This window comes from Bacteroides bouchesdurhonensis (assembly GCF_900155865.1).
Lineage (GTDB): Bacteria > Bacteroidota > Bacteroidia > Bacteroidales > Bacteroidaceae > Bacteroides > Bacteroides bouchesdurhonensis.
In genome coordinates this window covers 5,109,616-5,130,952 of the sequence record NZ_LT707006.1, presented here as the reverse complement: position 1 = coordinate 5,130,952, position 21,337 = coordinate 5,109,616, and the positions used below count along the sequence as shown (strand labels likewise).

Sequence of the window (21,337 nt, the reverse complement as noted above, 5' to 3'; positions counted from 1 at the left end):
ATAGAGTAAGCTGACTATCAATGTTGAAAGAACATATGATAGGGATATACAGCAAACGCTATATTGATGATTGAAGAAATCTGAAGCAGACAGAATAAAACCGCATAGCACATGATTATAAAAGAAACTATCAGAAGAACTTGTCAGGCTTCTTTTGGAACACTATGCCCAAACGGATAAGATTTTAGGTAGGAGATAGAAAAATTACAATAAAAATGGCATATGAGATGAGAGTTGGCGGTCATCTGCATATGCCATCTTACTTTTTAAATGAATATACTTGATTAATTCCAGCTCCAGTCGCTTTCCTTATAATTGGCTTCCACCGTGTTTTCTATATTATCTGGAAGATTGTGGAAGAAATCTATACCTGTGTATTCTTCCAATTTATCAATTGAAATTGCATAGCTTTTATAACTTTCGCCTTTCTCATAGGATTTATGTTCAAACCAGAAACCTATTGCATGATATTCACCACCTTTTAGTGAAAGAATTGCCATATAGAAATATTTAGGCACAGGAATAGTATTATTTTCTTTCAAATACTTGATAATGTTACCTTGTTGGTCAATAGTTCCTCCCTTAACAGCATAAAGAGTATCCTGATCGTTAGTAATTGTTCCCCATTTCTGAACGCATTTTTCCAGATTAGCCCATATACCGCCATTAAATCCGTTTTGAATCTGAGGATTGATATTTGACATATAGAATGTTTGCAAATTGGCTTCTTCGGAATATTGTCTGTCACTTGAAGCTACCAAATGGCCTCTGCTGTATCCAGAATTGGTATAATCCGAGTAGGATGTTTGGTATTGGACAGGTATTTTCGGATCTTCCGTAAATCTGTCTCCACGACCTGCATCATTATCCGGTGTTGCTGTACTAAAGGTACAAGCTGACCATCGTGCACTTTTCTGTGTGCAATCGTATTCTATGCTGAACGTCGGTAATTCTTTTCCATTAACAGTAGTTGTATGAGTAATGAATAAATTCATGTTTCCCCCTTTTAACCTAGGAATTTCAACTCTTCCGGAATAGTTGGAAGATGTTCCTCCATTACTGCCCGTTTGTGTCAATACAAGCGTGGCACTTTCTTTTCCTGCCTCAATGGTAATTGTAACGTTACGTTCTGCACCGGTATTTGCTTGCAGATATCCTGTGATAGAGCTATTGCCATTTCCGGATGTTTGGTTTAATGTACACCATGTTGCGCTACTTTTGGCTTGCCATGCACCAGCTGTTTTGATGCGGATAATAAATCCACCTCCTTCTGCATTTATTTCACTTTGATCAATAACGGCAATTCCTTGGTCGGTATTATCCGAGTTTCCGGGAATGTCGGGTAGATCCTGTTCGCTACATGATACGATAATGTAACTGATAAAGAAGAATGTGAATAGCTTAAATAATTGCTTCGCCATCTTAGATAGAATTTTATAAGTTTAGGAATAAACAGAAGGAATCTCAAGAGACTTATTTAACCTCTTTTATTAGATAGATAATAGTCGGTAAGTGGTCACTATATCCATTGAGCCACACTCCTCCGGCTTGTGTACGTTTGGGGTATCCTTTATATTTACCGTCTTTTTGAAACATAAAATCTTTGTTGAAGATTTCATGCTTATAGTACTTTAGTGTACTGCGGTCGGTGCCCAGTAGATTTCCAGTGAAGACGATTTGGTCAAATAGGTTCCATTTTCCTTTATACATCAGGGTACCATATCCTTTTCTCAGTGTGTCCCACCATGGATTATACAGATCTGTGGGACCGACCTCGTTTGGTTTACGTTTGGCTCCGAGTGAAACAGCCATGCTCTTGTCCATCGGATCATCGTTCATATCTCCCATGATAACAATTTTAGCTTCCGGATCTTCCCTTAGTAAAGAGTCCTTTATTGCTCTAACTTGTTCTCCGGCACGTTCGCGAGCAGGAGAGGCCGCTCCACGTGAAGGCCAGTGGTTTACGATAAAGTGCATCTTCTCACCTGCTATTTTGCCACTAGCAATCAAGAAACCGCGGGTTTTGTGAATAGTATCATTTATATATATATAAGGTAAGAGTTTACTATGGTCAAGCTCAAACAATTCTGGGTTATAGAAGAAAGCACAGTCTACTCCACGTTGATCTTCTCCCTCATAATGGATATATTTATATCCTCTGTCTGCTAATGCCGGTTGTTTTAAGAGATCTTCCAGCACTCTGTAGTTTTCAATTTCGGATACACCAATAATAGCGGGACCCATCGGAAGTTTGTCAGTTGCAAGCTTGCTTAATACTTCTGACATATTCTTCAGTTTAGCCTTGTACTTCATCGTATTCCACTGATTGGTACCATTAGGCAAATACTCGTAATCATTTTTCCCCTCATCATGGATGGTGTCAAAAAGATTCTCCATATTGTAAAATGCAACACTGTATAGCGCATATTTCTTTTCTTGTCCATAGGCCATGAGGACAAAAAGAGCGAGTATGCCTAAAGTCATTAAACTTTTTTTCATCTTTAAAATCGATTTTAAAAGTGAGCTATATATCATATCTGTGACAAATATCTAAAAAGAAAACGGAAAAACCTTCAAATCCATGTATTTTTTTCATTAATTTCATTGCTATCTATTAAATTCTTTGTTATTTTGTACGACCTATTATTTTAACAACGATTTAATGGTAGAGACCAATTAACATTAATATAAATTAAATTATGAAACAACGATTAGGGTTAGCGATCGTATTATTTTGTTTGGCGCCAACTATTTTTGCGCAGCAAAAGGCAAAACAAAACGCTCGTGAAGACAATGCTTCTTTCATGTTCACAGAATCACAGTTGAACGATGATGATGATGCCGCTCAAAGTGTGCAGGCACTTGTCTCTTCAAACAATGATGTTTATCTGTCTAATGTTGGTTATTTGTTTAGTCCGATGAGATTTCGTGTGAGAGGATACGATTCTCAGTACAATGACATGTACATTAACGGCGTGCAGTTTAATGATGTAGAAACAGGACGTTTCAGTTACGGATTGATCGGAGGATTAAATGATGCTACCCGAAACAAAGAGGGGATTAGTCCTTTTGAAATCAACAACTTTACTTTTGGAGCGATTGGAGGATCGACGAATATTGATCTTCGTGCCAGCCAATATTCAGCAGGATCAAAACTGTCATTGTCAGGATGTAATCGTAGTTATATTTTGCGTGGAATGTATACTTATTCCACAGGCCTGATGAAGAATGGTTGGGCATTTACCGGATCAGCTGGTTATCGTTGGGCAAATGAAGGAAATATCGAAGGTACCTTCTACAATGCTTTTTCTTATTTTCTGGCAGCAGAGAAAGTCTTTAATGACAAACATAGTTTATCAATTGCTACTTGGGGAGCTCCTACGGAACGTGGACAACAAGGGGCATCTACAGAAGAAGCTTATTATTTAGCTAATAGTCACTATTATAATCCTAACTGGGGATATCAGAACGGAAAGAAACGTAATGCACGCGTGGTAAATTCTTTCGAGCCTTCTGCTGTTGCAACATGGGATTTCAAAATTAAAGAAGACATGAAATTGGTGACAAGTGCAGGATTTAAATATAGTAGTTATGGAACCAGTGCATTGGGATGGAATGGAAATGCTTCTGACCCACGTCCTGATTATTATAAGAAATTGCCTAGCTCAATATTCAATGTTTATAATGATGTTCCTACACCCGAACAGTTAGAGCAGTTTAATGAAGTAACTGACTTATGGAAGCATAATAAGGCGTATCGTCAGCTTGACTGGGATTTGATGTATTTCTCTAATCAACAAGCAAATGCATTGGATAAGGAAACTTTGTATTATGTAGAAGAACGTCATAATGACCAATTAGCATTTAATTTCAATTCTGTATTTAATCACACCATCAATGATCATAGCAGTTATACAGCCGGTATTGCTGTGAATACGACAAAAGGAATGCATTTCAAGAAAATGAAAGATTTGCTGGGTGGCGTGTTGTACACTGATATCGATAAGTTCTCAGTGCGCGACTATGGTGAAAACTCTAGCATTATCCAGAATGATTTGGATCATCCGAATCGTCGTATCGGGGAAGGTGATAAGTTTGGTTATAACTACAATATCTTTGTGAACAAACAAAGCACCTGGTTGCGTTATCAGGGCAAAAGCGGTTCATTCAACTATTTTGCTTCCGGTAAGATCGGTTCTACACAAATGTTTCGTGAAGGTTTGATGCGTAACGGTCGTGCTCCGTTGAAATCTTTGGGTAGCAGTGGTACTGCTAAATTCCTGGAAGGTGGTGTCAAAGCTGGTTTGACTTACTTCCTTAATGGTAACCATTCATTTACATTGAACGCTGGTTATGAAGATCGTGCTCCATTGGCATATAACTCATTTGTTGCTCCACGTATCAAGAACGATTTTGTAAATGACTTGAAGACTGAACGAGTGTATGGTGGTGATTTCACTTATAATTTTAATACTCCTATTGTGATGGGACGTATTACAGGATATTATACCCGTTTCCAGAATCAGGTAGAATTGGAAGCTTTTTATAATGACAATGAATCTCGCTTTACTTATTTGTCAATGAACGGTATAAAGAAAGAACATTGGGGTGTGGAGGCTGCTGCTACTTTCCGTTTGACTAGCAATTTGTCTTTGACAGCTATCGGTACATGGTCGGAAGCTGAATATATGAACAATCCGGTTGCTACACGTACTTATGAAAGTGAGAGTGAATCTAATCCCGACCGGGTATATGCAAAAGGTATGCGTGCTAACGGGACTCCACTTTCAGCTTATAGCTTAAGTCTGGATTACAATATTAAAGGTTGGTTCTTTAACCTGTCTGGTAATTACTATGATCGTATCTATCTGGATTTCTCTGCTTATCGTCGTTTGGAGAGTGTATTGACTCGTGATAATGATGGTTCAGTAGACGCTAACGGCAATCTGGTAGGTGTAACAGTTCCTTCACAAGAAAAACTAAAAGGTGGTTTCATGCTTGATGCTTCTATTGGAAAGTATATTCGTTTGAGAAATGGCAAAAGCATCAGTCTTAATCTTAGCGTGAATAATGTTCTGAATAATACTAATATGCGTACAGGTGGTTATGAACAAAATCGTGACGATACTTATGATGATGGTTCTATGCGTACTTATATGTTCTCTAAGAACTCTAAATATTATTATGCGCCGGCCATCAATGCATTCATGAATATCGGCTACAGATTCTAAATGTGTTATCAGCCCAATTAATAAATAAAGAAAAATGAATATGAAGAAAATATTATCTATAGGATGTGTTGGAATGTTGATATGCGCTTCAAGTTTTACTTCGTGCATGAATGACTTTGATACTCCGGTTACAGGCAATGCGTTTGGTAATAACTCGATCGAGCCTGGACGTACTATTTCAATAGCCAACTTGAAAGAGAAATATGATGGATTTATAGATACTAGTTCGGATACTTATACCACCATGGAAGGCAAAACACGTATTGAAGGCGTGATTGTAGGAGATGATGAAAGTGGAAATATCTACAAGCAATTGGTCGTAGCTGACGAAACGGGAGCTATTATTGTAGGTGTGAACAATACAGGACTTTATGCAGCTTGTCCGGTAGGTCAGAAAGTGGTTATCAATTGCGAAGGTTTGCAGATTGGTAGTTATCGTAAATTAGCTCAGATAGGTACTACTTATGAAGGTAAGGTAGGTCGTATGCCGGAGTATGAGTGGAAGCAAAGAGTGCGTATCATTAATAAGCCGCAAATGTTTTATGAAGAGTTGAAACCGCTTGAGATTTCTAATGCAACGGAATTGGCGGCTATAGATATGAAGCGTGCTCCGTTATTGGTAACACTGAAAAATGTGAAGTTCCCTGAAGCAAATGGTAAGGTGGCTTTTGCACCGGAATCGGATATTGCAAGTCCTACTTTGAGTTTTGTAGAGCGTAGTATCAATTTTGCAGATGGTACAGCATGTAAGGCAGTAGCTCATACTAGTATTTATGCAAATTTCTCGAAAGATGTGCTTCCGGAAGGAAATACTGATGTAACTGGTATATTGACTCGCTATAACAATAATTGGCAATTGCTTATTCGTACCAGTGCTGATATCAAACAAAATAATTAATAAACTAACAATAGACAATTATGAAAAAGATTCTAAATGCTTTATTCTTGACGCTGCTTGCAGTGATCACATTTAGTGGATGTAGTGATGTCCCTGCACCTTATGATATAAAAGAAGGAGGTGATGATTCTGAATTGGTGGGCGATGGCTCTAAAAATAATCCTTATGACGTAACTAGTTATCTTATCAAGAAAAGTGGTACGGATATTTGGGTAGAAGGATATATTGTCGGTTGTATGAACAATAAATATGATGGAGTAGATGCAAGTGGAGAACCTGTTTTTGCAGGTAATGAATTTGTAACCTCTAACTTTAATGTGAATACTAATATTGTGATTGCGGCAACTACCAGTGAAACAAGTACAGCCAAGATTATTGCAGTGAAGTTACCGGCAGGAGATTTGCGTGATAAGTTGAATGTCAAAGATAATAATGGTAATTTAGGCATGTCTGTTAAAATTAAAGGTAACTATGCCAGTAAGTACTGCGGAGTTACAGGTTTAATTGATATAACAGCTGCTGTTTTACATACTTCAACAGGTGATGTGGAAATTGGTGACGGTAGTAGTGAAGGACCGACAGATGCTTATATTAACGAATCATTCAAATCGTCTTTAGGTGGATTTACAAGTGTTTCAGTATCAGGAACTCTGAGTTGGATAAATGATTATAGCTCTGCAATGATTAAAGGTGGGTCAGCCGAAGGTAAATTCCCGTCTGAGACTTGGCTGGTGGCTCCTACTATTAATTTGTCACAGGAAACAGAAGCTTATATAACATTCAAACATGCCATCAACTATGCAGATGCTGCTACGATTAAAGATTATCATCAGTTGATGATTAGTAAAGATTATACGGGAAATGTGTCACAGGCTACATGGACTAATCTTCCAATTGTGATGGCATCAGGTAACAGTTTTACTTTTGTAAGCTCAGGTAATGTTGGTATTCCTGCTGAGTTTATAGGGCAAAGTAGTGTAACAATTGCATTGAAGTATACTAGTACCGAAGTGACAGGTAGTACATGGGAAGTACAGAATTTTGTTGTAGCACATGGTAAAGGTGAAGAAATTGTAGATCCGGAACCTCCTGTTACAGATAACTCTAAAGATAATCCGTATGATGTAACGAAAGCATTGACGTTGACTTCTGCTAACGGTACTGCTATTGCGTGGGTTAAAGGCTATATTGTTGGCGGAGTAAAGAATGGTAATGATGCAAATACTGTAGATGCTCCTGAAGATGTTGTTTTTGGATTGGATGATATTCGTAATTCTGCTATTCTCATAGCAGCTTCTAAAGAAGAAACTGATTATACAAAATGTATGGTAATTGGTTTTGGTAAAGATAGCCCGACTGCTAGACCTGCTTTGAACTTAGTGGATCATCCTGATAATCTAGGGAAGGAAGTTGTTATCCTTGGAACTCTTAAATATGCATTTGGTGCTCCTGGTATGAAGACTATTACAGACTTTGAATTTTTAGGAGGTGGCAGTGATCCTGAACCGACAGGTCCTGTTTATACAAGTAATATCACATTACCTGCAAAGGACTGGACCAATTCATCTGATGCAGCTTACGGAGGTATTGTTAAGATTGGAACCGAAGAGACGGAATATCCTGTTGTGAAACTTGGAACAACGAAGTTAGCAGGCGTTTGGAGTTCACCTGTATTAGGAACTGCCAAAACTAAACTGGCTTTTTATGCTGTCGGTTGGAAGGGAAAGTCTGGGATTTTGAAGGTGACCATTGAAAATGGTGGAACTTTTGAAGGAGGAGAAGCTACCAAACAAATCGATCTGGTAGGGAATGTTGGAGCTACGGGTAATTCTCCATTTACGATTACCCCTGCTGATTCTGATTATTATGAATTCACATTAACGGGAATAACGGCTACTTCTACCATCAAATTTAATACTGCTGAGGAGGCAGCTGATAAACGTGCAATTATCTTTGGTATTAATGTCAATTAATGCTACGGTTGATAAATAATAAGAAGAGGTTGTGTCAAAACGCTGGCCCAACCTTTTTTTATGCACAAAGCCCAGACTTTCCCAAGCCCGGGCTTTGTTATTACCCAAAGTTTTTGTATCTTTAGGCATAAAGTTTTTCGTTATGGCAAAGTTACATTTTCGTCCTTACATTCCCAACCAAACAGTTCTTTTTCCCCAAAGAATTGATGAAAACATAGCAGCGAACGATCCGGTTCGCATAGTTAATACTGTTGTTGATAATCTCAATCTTGACAATTTCAAGAAGCTTTATAAAGCAACCGGTCGTTGTCCTTATCATCCTAAAATGATGCTCAAGGTGATTATTTACGCCTACATGAACAATATCTATTCGTGCCGCAAAATAGAGAAGCTTCTCCTACGTGACATTCATTATATCTGGCTTTCCGGTAATGAACATCCGGATTTTATTACCATCAACCGTTTCCGTAACCGTGTCAAGGAGGAAATCAACAACGTCTTCACGCAGTTGGTCCTTGTCCTTGCCGACAAAGGTTTCATCAGCCTTGACGTAGAGTATATCGACGGTACCAAGATTGAGTCCAGGGCCAACAAATATACTTTTGTCTGGCGCAAGACAGTCGAAAAGAACCGTACAAAGCTGATGGATAAGATCCGCATTCTCCTGGAGCAGGTGGATGAAGCCATAGCCCAAGAGAACTCCGTCAAAGACACCCCCGTAGAGTTCACTCCCGCCATGCTCTCAGATATAGTGGATGAACTTAAAGAGGTACTGGAACACCAACCTGTAACAAAGGACAAGGAACAAAAGAAAGTCATCCGGGAAAAGAAGAAACAGGTCCGGGAACTTGAGGAGTACCGTGACAAGTTGATGGAATACGACAACCATCTTGATACTCTTGGAGAACGCAACTCCTATTCCAAGACCGATCCTGATGCCACCTTCATGCGCATGAAAGAAGACGCCATGAGAAACGGGCAGACAAAGCCCGGATATAATCTGCAAATAGGTACCGAGAACCAATTCCTCATAGACTTCCGACTGTTTCCAAACCCAACCGATACACTGACCCTCATACCTTTCTTCCACTCCTTTGAGCAACGCTATAACCGCTTACCAACTGTCGGTGTGGCAGACTCCGGTTACGGCTCGGAAGAAAATTACCGGTTCATGCAAGATAATGGGATAGAAGCCTTTGTCAAGTACAACTACTTCCATAAAGAACGGCGTCCCCGTTATACCCCCAATCCATTCCATACGGAGAGTCTCCATTACAATGCGGAAGAGGATTATTACGTTTGTCCTATGGGGCAGCACATGAACCGTATAGGAACCAGATGTGACAAGACTGCGAGCGGATACATCACCGAAAGTGCCCGGTATAAAGCACAAAGATGTGAAGGGTGCCCTTTGCGTGGCAGTTGCTTTAAAGCCCGGGGGAACCGTATTATAGAAGTAAACCACCGGTTAAACCAATACAAACGGCAGGCACGGGAAAGGTTGCTCTCGGAAGAAGGCATCAGGCATAGGGGAAGGCGATGTATAGAACCGGAAGCAGTTTTTGGACAAATGAAACACAACATGGCATACAGAAGGTTCCGGCATGTGGGACAAGACAAGGTTACAATGGACTTTGCCTTCTTTGCTATAGCATTTAATATCAAAAAAATGTGTGCAAAACTGCTAAAAGCGAGAAAGGGAAAGAATGTACACGCTATATTTATCGCTCTCAGACCATGTGTGGCTCAAAATGCGGGGAATGTAACGACTTATCGTTTAATGAGGCAAAAAATAGCCGCATAGACAAAAAAGGAAAATGAATGTTTTAGATCAAAAAAAGGAGATGTGCCTGAGTTTTGACACACCTCCTTTCTTTTTTGTGAAAATATAGTAACTGCTCTAAAAGACATTTATAAATATCTATACTTATAGGAAGAAAAAAGATATCTCCATAACAAATAGATATAGCATGAGTAGATAAGAGAAAACGTGAAGATGACTGAAAATAAAATAAAAGCTTGAACTCTAAGGCAGATTATCCTTATCTTTGCATTTCCTGCAGGTTAAACAACTGCTGCTTATTTAAAACTATATACTCAAACAAGATTAATATATTATGAATATTGGAATGAAGTGTAATTTCTATATTTGGTTAAGCTTTTTATGCTTAAGTTTTGTATCCTGTAGTAAAGATGAGGATGAGAATGCTAGTGACTCAACAGATTTTGCGACCGGTATTGTCGAACTCCCAGCATTGCGTAATGGAGCAAATGATATGTTTGTTACTCATTCTAATACTTTTAATGGTAAGAAAGTAACAACTTTCAGTATGGAGTATGACAAAAGTAAGAAGCATGCCCGTTGGGTAGCATTCCGATTTGACAATCAGACAATGCAACAGAATGTGAATCGTAAAACAGGGGATGATCCATTTGAATCGGATCCATTAGTTGCACAAGAATATCAACGTACCCGTTCGGATTTCGGTGCAAAGGGATATGATCGTGGGCACATTTGTGCTTCTGCCGACCGTTTATATTCACGTGAAGCAAATGATGATACATTTTATTACACTAATATGACTCCTCAACGCAATGGATTTAATTCGGGTTTATGGTTAAAACTGGAAGCTAAGGTACAGACATGGGGGAGAAGTTGTACAGCACAAGATACTTTGTATGTTGTGAAAGGAGGTACTATAGATAAAGAAGAACACGTATTAAGTTACATTGATAATAATCACAGTAAACCTGTGCCTAAATATTATTTTGTAGCATTGTTGTTTAAAAAAAGTAGCTCTTTCAAAGCTATTGCATTTTGGTTGGAACATACTACTACGCCTAAGTCACAGAATTTGGCAGACTATGCAATTTCTATAGATGAGTTGGAAGAAAAAACAGGAATTGACTTCTTTCCGAATTTAAATGATAAATTAGAGAATGTCGTAGAAGCTGCTTATTCTGTTAAGGCTTGGAATGGCTTGTAAATGTCGTATAATTTGAAAAGATCACTTAGTGTCTTTGAAAAAATCTTCTAACTACAACCGACATAACATTAGCAAGGAAGTTATTGAAAGGTTGATGTTTATAATGTTCCATTTGTGCTATATTATATATTTCAGCTCATTATTAACCCTTTCATCAAGGCTCATTCCTTTAGCAGTATTCTAGGCTAAAAAATACTCGTTTTTACTGTCACTTGTCACTTTTTAGAGTTAAGCGGCTAATTTAAATATCCGAGTCGCTATTTGGAATTTAGTATCAGTTACCGGATTGGTGAACTGAAAGCGAGTGTGAAAAAAGCGAGCTGGAGTATTAATAATGACGATGTGAAAGAAGGAGGAGGAGAAGCTACTCAAACGCAAGGAGGAGGGCAATAAGCCCTCCCCCTCAGTTGTTCTATTTTTCTTTTGGGGTCTGATTGGAGATCGTATTGAAACCTAATTTAGTCAATCCTGCTTGTACGTCAGGATGGCTCATAAAGAGTTTCCACAATAATCCTGTCCGGTAATTTTCTATCATGACGGCAATAGGACCTTGGTCAATAGCAAGATAACGTTTCGGGTACCAGTTATCTGTTTCGCTGAAAGCATCATAGAAACCGAATGGACCGAAAACTTTATCACCCATTTTATATAGGTGGCGCATTACTTGCATTGAATATTCCGGTGTATAGACGATAGATGAGAGTGCGGCAGTAGGAGAGATGACTCCTTTGTCGTCTTGTTCATTGGGAGAATGAGCCGCATACCCGTCTACAGAATAACTGGCTGTTAGCCCCCAGCAATCCGGTCCGAAACCTTTGTAATGTTTTGGATTGCGGATACAGTAAGCACGATTGACTAATGTCAGATTACGCATTTCATCGAAATAGCTAGGACAATATTCGTCCTTTAATCCTACAGGATCAAGTCCCAGGAAAGAGTATTGTGCCCAGAAAAGTGGTCCTGCTTCTGTCCCTTGATAACGGAGATGTAATTCGATACCTTCTACTTTATGCGGAGAAACGATAGCCCCGTTTTGTGCCCAGCCATCATGGTAGACGGCTGCGGGTACTCCATGCGTTGGAGAAGCAGCGGCGAGAATGTACATAATCATACATTCATTATATCCATGTACGGGAAAATCCATTTCCCAACCATAAGTAGGACTCCAATGCCAATATAGAACGTTTTGTCCTCCCTTCCGATACCAATTCCAATCTACTTCACGCCAGATCTGGTCGATACGTTTGGCTAATGCTTTTTCTTTCTCATTGCCATTGACATAATATTGGTGTACGGCGAGCAATCCTTGCATCAGGAAAGCTGTTTCTACCAAGTCGCCTCCATTGTCTTTTTGACCAAAAGGTTTTACTTTCCCGGTATCTCCATACCACCAATGCGGATATGCCCCGTAAAAGCGATCTGCTTTTTCCAGGAAAGAAACAATTCGTTCCATACGTGATAAACCTTCTTCTCGAGTCACATAACCACGATCAATTCCTGCAAGAATAGCCATAATCCCAAATCCACTACCACCGGAGGTAACTACGTTTGAATCATTTTCAGGATATACACCATCTACATGATAACGTTCAGGAGCAAGTCCGCTGTTTGGTTCTGCTCCGTCCCAAAAGTAGAGGAAAGTACGCCGCTGGACAGTATCCAATAACGCGTCATCGGAGATTTCCGAACTAATGGAAGACTGTCTAGAAGGTTTACTCTTACAAGCTCCTACTACTAGAAGAAAACAGAGGAGTGGCAAGTATATATAGTTTTTTGTCATACTTCAATAGATTATATATTAGCTATATTAACCTGAGTTTAATAGATACTTAATCAAACTCAGGTTTTTTATTATCATTCATGTAATGTGAACTTGGCTGATTTTACGTCCCGGCTGTTCGGTCCAATCATAACCTCAAAATCACCGGGCTCAGCAACAAATTGCAGGTCATAGTTATAATACTTCAACATTTCCGGTGCTATTTTGAAATAGACATATTTGACGTCTCCCGGTTCAAGAAATATTTTCTGAAAACCTTTCAGCTCTTTGACGGGACGGGTAGAACTACCTACCATATCTCGGATATATAGTTGTACAACTTCCGAACCCGGCCAATTTCCTGTGTTGGTTACTTGTACAGTTGCCGTCAATTCGCCGGTCATACCAATACTGGAATGGCTCAAAGCCACATCACTATAAGAGAAGGTGGTATATGAAAGCCCAAAACCGAACGGGTAAAGCGGTTCATTGTCTACATCCAGATAATTAGTGCGGAATTTTTCGAACCATTTACCCTCAGCTAAAGGACGTCCGGTATTCTTATGTGCATAATAAAGAGGAATCTGACCTACATTCTTAGGGAAACTCATGGTGAGCTTCCCTCCCGGATTAACATAACCGAACAAGGCATCACCAATTGCATAAGCAGCTTCACTTCCCCCAAACCATACATTCAGAATGCTAGGAACGTTTTCTTGTTCCCAGTTTAGTGTGAGTGGGCGACCGGTAAACAATACCAGTACAACAGGCTTTCCTGTTTTCACCAATTCTTTCAATAAGTTCTGTTGCACGTCCGGAATGCTCAGGTCTGTGCGGCTACTACTTTCCCCGCTCATCTCCGAAGATTCTCCTAAAGCTGCAATGACAATATCAGATTGTTTAGCTATATTTAAAGCTTCATCCAACAATTGCTGATCTGTACGGTTATCTCGGTTTAGAGAGCGTCCGAACATGGTAGCACGTTCTTCATAAGCGGCGTCACTGACCAGGTTACTACCTTTTGCATAAAGAATGTTAGCTTTACCCGCAGTCATCTCTTTCAAACCTTCCACTAATGAAGGGCAACGATCCAACACTGCTGCCACACTCCAAGTGCCTGGCATATTTGTCCGGCTATCAGCTAACGGGCCTATCACTGCGATGTTACCTTTCGGATTGAAAGGAAGCAAAGGTTCCGGTGCTACTCCCGGGCGTCCTGGTACAGGATCGTTCTTCAAAAGCACAAAACTTTCGGCTGCAATTCTACGAGCTGCATCACGATGTGCTTTCGTAAAGATGTCGCGTGCCGGACGTTTCGGATCACAGTATTTGTATGGATTATCAAACAATCCTAATTTATATTTAGCTTCCAGAATTCGTCTACAGGCTGTATTCAATGTTTCCATTGAAACCTTACCTTCCTGAACAGACTTTTTAAGTGTTCCGACAAATCCTTCACTGACCATATCCATATCTACTCCGGCGTTAATTGCCCGTGCGGATACTTCTTGCAGATCACCGATTCCATGATCAATCATTTCAGAGATTCCTGTATAGTCGGTAACAACAAAACCATTGAATCCCCATTGACCACGTAGAATGTCGGTCATCAACCATTTATTAGCAGTGGCAGGAATGCCATCTACTTCATTGAATGATGCCATTACACTGCCTACACCGGCTTCTACAGCCGCTTCGTAAGGTAACATATAGTCATTGAACATCCGTTGGCGGCTCATATCCACCGTATTGTAGTCACGTCCGGCCTCACTTGCACCGTATAAAGCAAAGTGTTTTACACATGCCATGATTTCATCATTCCGTTCCATGTTTTTTCCTTGGTAACCCATTACCATTGCTTCGGCAATCATAGCTCCAAGAAATGGATCTTCACCGCTACCTTCGGATACACGTCCCCAGCGAGGATCACGTGAGATATCTACCATTGGGCTAAATGTCCAGTTGATACCATCTGCACTTGCCTCGACAGCGGCAATACGTGCCGATTCTTCAATCGCTGTCATATCCCAGGTACAAGATAAGCCTAATGGAATAGGAAACATGGTTTCGTATCCATGGATAACATCCATTCCGAAAAGTAAAGGGATACCCAAACGGGAGTTCTCTACAGCTTGTTTCTGTACATCCATGATACGGTCAACTCCTTTTAGATTGAAGAGACCACCTACCTCGCCTTTCTTGATTTTAGTGGCAATGTCACTACTTTTGGCTTGCCCTGTAGTGATCTCGCCTGTTACCGGAAGATTTAATTGTCCAATTTTCTCTTCCAGTGTCATTTTCTTCATTAAGACATCAATGAAGCGGTCCATATCTTGTGGCGACTTTTGTGCCGCCACATTCATGGGTCCTGCTGAGAATAGCAGGATAAGTAAACTTAATTTTTTATAGTTCATCATTCTAACTAGTTTTTATTGAGCATAGTCAGGATTCTGTACTAATACTCCTTTTGATTTATCAATCTCTGTCTGAGGTAAAGGAAGCAATGCATTCTTAGGCTGGTAATTTACCTTTCCGGCAGCATGCAACACTTCGCTGGCGATCCCCCAACGGACAAGATCATAAAAACGGTCGAACTCCATACCTAATTCTACGCGACGTTCGTGGCGAATAGCCTCACGCAATTCTGACTGGTCCTTCGTTGTTATCTTAGGTAGTATACTGGTATCTTTACCTCTGGCACGTGCACGTACCATTTCCAGATAGTCAACTGCTTCTTCCGGGATACCTTTTTCATTAGCTGCTTCTGCTGCCATCAATACTACGTCAGAGTAACGGATCAAACGGATATTCACCCAGAATCCTTTATTGGTATATTCCTTACGTAGTGCGGGGTCGGTATATGCTTTCTTATTGAAATAAGCTCCTATGGCTGGGGAAACCGGAGATTCTCCATAAGGTTCATTTGTATTTCCCGGAGTAATAGGGTCACTATCTGATCTGCGGAAATAAAGTAAAGTTGCATTCTTACGAGGATCATTGGGCTCATAGGCTTGTGCCATATATTCTGTTGCCATGTTCCATCCCCAGCCGAGGTCCCATTTATCGGCTCCACGAACTCCTTGCACTTCTGCAAATTGGCTGCCGATAATGTCACTTTGAGGTAGAGCGGCTGTTGCAGTACATTGGAGTTCGAATATAGAACCTCCACTATTCTCTCCATCATCTGTGAAAATCTCGTCATAAGGAGTATTCAGATTATATAAACCTTTATTGATGACATCAGTAGAAGCAGTGTACATATTGTTCCAGTCGTTACGCATCATATAAGTTCGTGCATGAAGAGAACGGGCTGCTCCCCAAGTCAGTCGTCCGGTATATTCAGAACTCCAGGTTTCGGGCAATGTCTCTTCTGCTGTTTTGAGGTCACTGTCAATCTGTACATATATTTTTTCAGCGGTAGTTTTCGGAATGTTAGCTTCTGAAGCATCGTTGATTTTGTAAGTCACTAAAGGTACTTCACCGAAGGCACGTACCAGATTGAAATAACAGTAAGCGCGGAAGAAAGATGCTTCTCCCTTGTTGATCAAATCTTCAGCTTCTGTCTGTCCGGCTGTTTCTTTGGCGGCAATGGCTTCAAGAATATCATTGCACTGATAAATGATGGCGTAATTCTGTCCCCAATAAGCTCCCAATAGTCCATTGGTAGCTGTATAGATAAAATCATCATACATTTCAGCCACATCGGAACCATCGCTGGCAATACTTCCTTTTTCCGCATCTTCGGAACGGAAGCTGTGGATGGCAAATGCAGGAGGACCGGCAGTAATGTTATAGTTACGCATCATGGTGTAGACATTGTAGATTTTACCGTTCACTAAAGCATTCGGATTGTCATCTTCAGTGAACTGTCCCTGTGGACTGCGGTCCAGAAAATCACTGCAACTGCTGAAAAATAATGCAGTCGTAGCAATACAGATTGAGAGTATATATTTATCTAGTTTCATACAACTATAAATTTTAAAGAATTAAACTTATGTCCCGTATAGGAACTTGGCAGCGGTACTTTGCCGCTAGAATGTTAAATTGATACCGAAAGTATAAACTACAGGTATAGGGTAGCTTCCATTGTCCACTCCAAAGGCAGTTGCTGTACCACCTAGTTCCGGAGTATATCCGGTATTATGTTTCCATGTCTTCAGGTTCTGTATATTAACGTATACCTTCAAGGCTTGCAGGCGGATCTTTTCTAACAATGATTTGTCGAAAGCATAAGCAAGTTGTACGTTACGGATACGGAAAAAGCTACCGTCTTCAATATAATAATCTGAATTCAGTGTATTGATGGAATGTTTGGAATTCAACAAGGGTTGGCTGTTGGATGTACCTTCACCATGCCAGCGGTCCATACGCTGTGACAAATAGTTGAATTGTGCAAAGTTATAATTGTCCCAAGTACGGAAAATCTCGTTACCGTGTTGCCCCATCATATCGACACCTAATGTCCAGTTCTTGTAAGTCAGTCCGAGAGACAAACCGTAAGTGAAATCGGGAGTAGGATTACCAATCATAGTACGGTCTTCCGGAGTGATGTCTCCGCTACCGTCTACATCCGCAAACTTAAGGTCACCGGGGGTAACTGTGGCAAGCGTATTTTTAGGAGAAGAATCGATGTCTTTCTGTGATTGATAAACACCTTCCACCTTGTAACCATAGAAATATCCGATAGGATAACCTGCCATGGTATAGCTTTGTTGCTTGTCACCTGCAATGATAGAATATCCTTCTTGGACAAGGCTTTTCACTTTATTCTTGATCGTGGTAAGATTGGCACTAACTGAGTATCCCCAATCGCCGATCTGATCACGCCAACTAATAGCCATTTCCACCCCTTTATTCTCAATTTCTCCCAAGTTACCGATACCGGGAACGGTTCCTGAGATACCGGGAACTTCTGCAAGAAGGTCTTTCGTATTCTTCTTATAATATACTCCTTCAAAATGCAAACGGTTGCGAAGTACATTCGTTTCAAAACCGGCTTCCCATGCTTCTACTTTTTCCCAACGGAGATTGGGATTGGGCAGATAGGCTAGTTGGTATCCGGGATAGATAATGGATGGTTTACCGAATACAGCCGAATAAGCATTTGTCAATAGCGGTTCAGCAGGGTAAGCTTTATCCAGGTTTTGGTTTCCTAAAGTACCATAAGATGCTTTGATTTTCAACATGTCCAACCATGTGATATCTTTCATAAACTCTTCTTCACTCATAAGCCAACCAGCTCCTAGAGAGAAGAAGTTTTGCCATTCATTACCAGTGTAAGAGAAGGCAGAAGAACCGTCACGACGGAATGAACCGTTGAACAGATATTTCCCTTTATAATTGTAAATAAGACGTGCCAGTAAGGATACAGTACTCCGTTCCCATTGGGTACTTCCGTTAGTTGCAGTGGCTGCATCGCCAATGCTCACAAACCATTTATCCGGATCATTTGGAATAACAAGGCCTACTCCTTGTTTACGTGCTCCGTCAAGACGACTCAACGAATTATAGTAGGTTGTAAAACCGGCAGTTGCTGTTAAATTATGATTACCATTATCGAAGCTGTTGGTATAAGTCACTAAGTAATCACTTTGCACTTTTGTTTCATTCTCTTTGAACTGGCTGACTTCAGTTTTACCTGTGCCTAAGGTAGCTACATTGCCACTGACGGCAGAGTCATATACTTTCACAATAGGGGTGTAAGTCCTTCCGTTGTTGGACCCATAATCCATAGAGAACATAGCTTTGAAAGTAAAGTGTTCCAGGAAGTTCACTTCACCATAGATATTTCCTGATGCACGGTAATTCTCTGCTTTGGTCGTATTAGCTTTTAAATCCACATCCACCATCGGGTTATTGATCTGCGCTTTCTGAAATTCCGGTAAAGCAGCATAAAGTCCGTATTCATTATTATATACAGGAGCGATAGGTGTAGCACGCAGTGCACCTAGTACTTGTTTGGAATCTGCCGGAAGCATCCGGGCACCGTTAAATTGGAAACCAACTTTCAGATAATCCGTAATCTTGTAATCATTGCTTGCATTGATTGTCACTTTGCTGTATTTCTCATGCTTGATGTTACCTTGTTCGTGAGAATAACCCACACCTAGATAAAAACTATGCTTGGCGGAAGCACCGGTAATACTGATATTATTGTTAGTGATAAAAGCATTTTGGAAAATCTCATCTTGCCAGTCGGTATTGGCGTCCCAACCTGAATAGTTGAATGGATTATCTTCCTGATTGGAAAGTTGTTCGCTGTAGAGCTCTTTGAATTGTGGACCATTTACAAGGTCTATTTTATCTACTACTTTTTTGAAGCCAAATGAAGTATTGATGTTTACTAGAGTCTGTCCTTCTTTAGCTTTTTTAGTTGTAATGATGATAACACCATTTGCTCCGCGTACACCAAAAATAGCCAATGAAGAAGGGTCTTTTAAGATTTCCATAGATTCAATATCTTCCGGATTAAGGAAATTGATATTGTCATTGAACAGTCCGTCTACGATATACAATGGTTTGTATCCGTTGATAGAGTTTGTACCACGAATACGAATTTCCGGGTCGGCACCTGCTCGTCCGGAGTTTACGATTTGAACACCGGCTACTTTACCTTGAAGAGAAGATAAAGGGTTCATTGCCGGTTTGTTGGCAATTTCGTCTCCTTTGATGTTGGTAATAGAACCTGTCAAGTCTCTTTTCTTCGCGCTACCGTATCCGATGACCACTGTTTCGGCCAATAACTGAGAATCTTCTTTTAAGGTTACATTAATAACATTCTGTGTGCCTACTTTGATACTTTGTGTAGCCATTCCCACATATGAGAATACTAACACGTCTTCTGGAGTTACAGAAATTGAATACTCGCCGTCCATATTTGTGACGGTTCCGGTAGAAGTACCTTGTACTACCACTGATACACCTATCAACGGTTCATCGTTTGCATCTGTTATTGTTCCCGTCACCGTTTTGGTCTGCGCAAAAGCGGAAACAGAAGTCAGCAACAAACAAGCGAGCACCATAATGCCCTTTAACCGGAAGGTTTTTTTTTGAAGATGTTGTAAAAGTCTAGTCCTCATTGCATTAAATTTTTCCATTTGTTATTATTTAGGTTGAAGTCTTTCTTGCCCATTCCGGACGAAGTATTAATGGAAACAAACAAATTGCAAAAAAGATTTTGGAAAAGAGGAGAATGCTTGTTTTTAACACAAGACTATAAGATAAATAGTTGATGTTTCTTCATATATGTGTAACCAATTAAAAAGCCTCCAAGATATATTCTTGAAGGCTTTCTAGTTTATTCTGTGCGGCTGATAGGACTCGAACCTACACGTCTCTCGACACCAGATCCTAAGTCTGGCGCGGCTACCAATTACGCCACAGCCGCAGGTGTAACATTTTTGTTTAGCGATGCAAAGATAGGAAGATTTTCTGATTTGACAAATAATTAAGCAATAAAGTTACTCGCTTAAAATTTCAAATGCTTTTTCAATCAGTGTATCTTTGCCTTTAAGTTGGTCTTCCTCAGTCATATCGACGGGAATATCCGGTAAAATACCACTCTCCAGCGGTTTCATATTTTTATCAAAATGCGGGCTGGCAGAGAAACGGATACTCCAACCATTTGGTAGCTCGGAAGTGAAAGGAAGTCCGGAACCGCCTCCTGTCTGATCTCCTAATTGGATAATATTATCATTTTCAATACTGCGCATTGCGTTTACAAAGTCATTAGTTGCACTGTAGCAACGGCGGTTAGTCAAGATAACCACTTTTTTTTGCCAACGGATACTGCTGGATGGTTCCAGGTAGACTGGCTCAGGATCCGAGAAGTCTGAATGTCCTGGTCCGTTTTTATGCTGGATAAATCCGGTCAATACTTTTTCATTCGTAAAGCGTGCGGCGATGCGTTCGGAATAAGTCAGGTTTCCTCCTCCGTTATCACGTACATCGATAATTAGCCCATTACAAGTAGATAGATAAACAAGGATTTCATCCAAGTTACCATTTCCTACTCCGGAACTGAAACTTTCGTATCGGATATAGCCGATATTGTTATCGAATATTTTATACTTCATTCCGGCGGAGGTACGATATCCCGAACTTGCACTACCCAAGTAAGTCTGATAAAGAATATCCTCCCGGTAATTCCAGGGAAATCCTTCATACCACGCATCATAATAGGAAGTTCGGCTGGCAGAGGAGAGGTTTACATGTCCATCTTTCAGGATGAACAGCATTTCGCTTAGTTTGTCGAATAAATCCTCATTAGTCATTTCCGGCGAAATATATTTCCGGTATTCTTGATGTACTGCGTCCCAATCAATTCCTTTCTCTTCCAGAAAGCAGTATTGTTGGTCGATGATTTTCCACAGTTGTTCGAAGTTACCAATAGGATCGTCGGCATAATTATCTTCTCCAATGCATCCGGACAGCAAAGGGATGCAACAAAGTAACCGGAATATATATATAATTTTATTTTTCATTCTAAT

13 protein-coding genes and 1 tRNA gene are annotated in these 21,337 nt (G+C 40.2%); 6 read left to right on the top strand and 8 right to left on the bottom strand.

What is annotated here, in order from left to right; all coding sequences use genetic code 11:
- Nucleotides 1-284: 284 nt before the first annotated feature.
- A complete protein-coding gene (locus CZ225_RS22055; protein WP_077155521.1) occupies nucleotides 285-1,421 on the bottom strand; it encodes a DNA/RNA non-specific endonuclease in 1,137 nt (378 codons plus the stop codon).
- Nucleotides 1,422-1,473: 52 nt separating this feature from the next.
- A complete protein-coding gene (locus CZ225_RS22050; RefSeq protein WP_077155520.1) occupies nucleotides 1,474-2,499 on the bottom strand; it encodes an endonuclease/exonuclease/phosphatase family protein in 1,026 nt (341 codons plus the stop codon).
- 200 nt (nucleotides 2,500-2,699) lie between these two features.
- Here CZ225_RS22050 and CZ225_RS22045 point away from each other — a divergent pair, with 200 nt between their 5' ends.
- From CZ225_RS22045 to CZ225_RS24615, 6 genes are all read left to right on the top strand, one after another.
- Nucleotides 2,700-5,231, top strand: a complete 2,532-nt coding sequence (locus CZ225_RS22045) for a porin family protein (protein ID WP_077155519.1) — start codon at nucleotides 2,700-2,702, stop codon at nucleotides 5,229-5,231.
- Between the two features lie 40 nt (nucleotides 5,232-5,271).
- Entirely contained in the window at nucleotides 5,272-6,129 is an 858-nt protein-coding gene (locus tag CZ225_RS22040) for a DUF5689 domain-containing protein (RefSeq protein ID WP_025074011.1), read from the top strand.
- Between the two features lie 20 nt (nucleotides 6,130-6,149).
- Nucleotides 6,150-8,102 (top strand): DUF6359 domain-containing protein, encoded by a 1,953-nt coding sequence (locus CZ225_RS22035; RefSeq protein WP_077155518.1) that lies wholly within the window; start codon nucleotides 6,150-6,152, stop codon nucleotides 8,100-8,102.
- A 142-nt stretch (nucleotides 8,103-8,244) separates the two neighbouring features.
- Complete coding sequence (locus tag CZ225_RS22025) at nucleotides 8,245-9,906, top strand: IS1182 family transposase (protein WP_077152662.1); 1,662 nt, start codon at nucleotides 8,245-8,247, stop codon at nucleotides 9,904-9,906.
- Between the two features lie 325 nt (nucleotides 9,907-10,231).
- Entirely contained in the window at nucleotides 10,232-11,089 is an 858-nt protein-coding gene (locus CZ225_RS22020; protein ID WP_077155948.1) for a DNA/RNA non-specific endonuclease, read from the top strand.
- A 261-nt stretch (nucleotides 11,090-11,350) separates the two neighbouring features.
- Complete coding sequence (locus CZ225_RS24615; protein ID WP_262351999.1) at nucleotides 11,351-11,482, top strand: hypothetical protein; 132 nt, start codon at nucleotides 11,351-11,353, stop codon at nucleotides 11,480-11,482.
- Between the two features lie 19 nt (nucleotides 11,483-11,501).
- Here the strand turns inward: CZ225_RS24615 and CZ225_RS22015 are convergent, their stop codons facing one another.
- The 6 genes from CZ225_RS22015 to CZ225_RS21990 all read right to left on the bottom strand — a co-directional run bounded on the left by CZ225_RS22015 (nucleotide 11,502) and on the right by CZ225_RS21990 (nucleotide 21,331).
- The gene (locus CZ225_RS22015; RefSeq protein ID WP_077155516.1) at nucleotides 11,502-12,869 is read right to left on the bottom strand and encodes a glucoamylase family protein; all 1,368 of its coding nucleotides are present in this window, start codon (nucleotides 12,867-12,869) and stop codon (nucleotides 11,502-11,504) included.
- Nucleotides 12,870-12,943: 74 nt separating this feature from the next.
- Entirely contained in the window at nucleotides 12,944-15,262 is a 2,319-nt protein-coding gene (gene bglX, locus CZ225_RS22010) for a beta-glucosidase BglX (protein ID WP_077155947.1), read from the bottom strand.
- A 15-nt stretch (nucleotides 15,263-15,277) separates the two neighbouring features.
- Nucleotides 15,278-16,813: a RagB/SusD family nutrient uptake outer membrane protein gene (locus CZ225_RS22005; protein WP_077155515.1), complete on the bottom strand. Its 1,536-nt coding sequence runs from the start codon at nucleotides 16,811-16,813 to the stop codon at nucleotides 15,278-15,280.
- Between the two features lie 66 nt (nucleotides 16,814-16,879).
- Nucleotides 16,880-19,945, bottom strand: coding sequence for a SusC/RagA family TonB-linked outer membrane protein (locus tag CZ225_RS22000; RefSeq protein WP_129585848.1), 3,066 nt, complete (start codon nucleotides 19,943-19,945; stop codon nucleotides 16,880-16,882).
- Between the two features lie 208 nt (nucleotides 19,946-20,153).
- Nucleotides 20,154-20,235 (bottom strand) — tRNA-Leu (locus CZ225_RS21995).
- Nucleotides 20,236-20,308: 73 nt separating this feature from the next.
- Entirely contained in the window at nucleotides 20,309-21,331 is a 1,023-nt protein-coding gene (locus tag CZ225_RS21990) for a S41 family peptidase (RefSeq protein ID WP_077155513.1), read from the bottom strand.
- Nucleotides 21,332-21,337 lie beyond the last annotated feature (6 nt).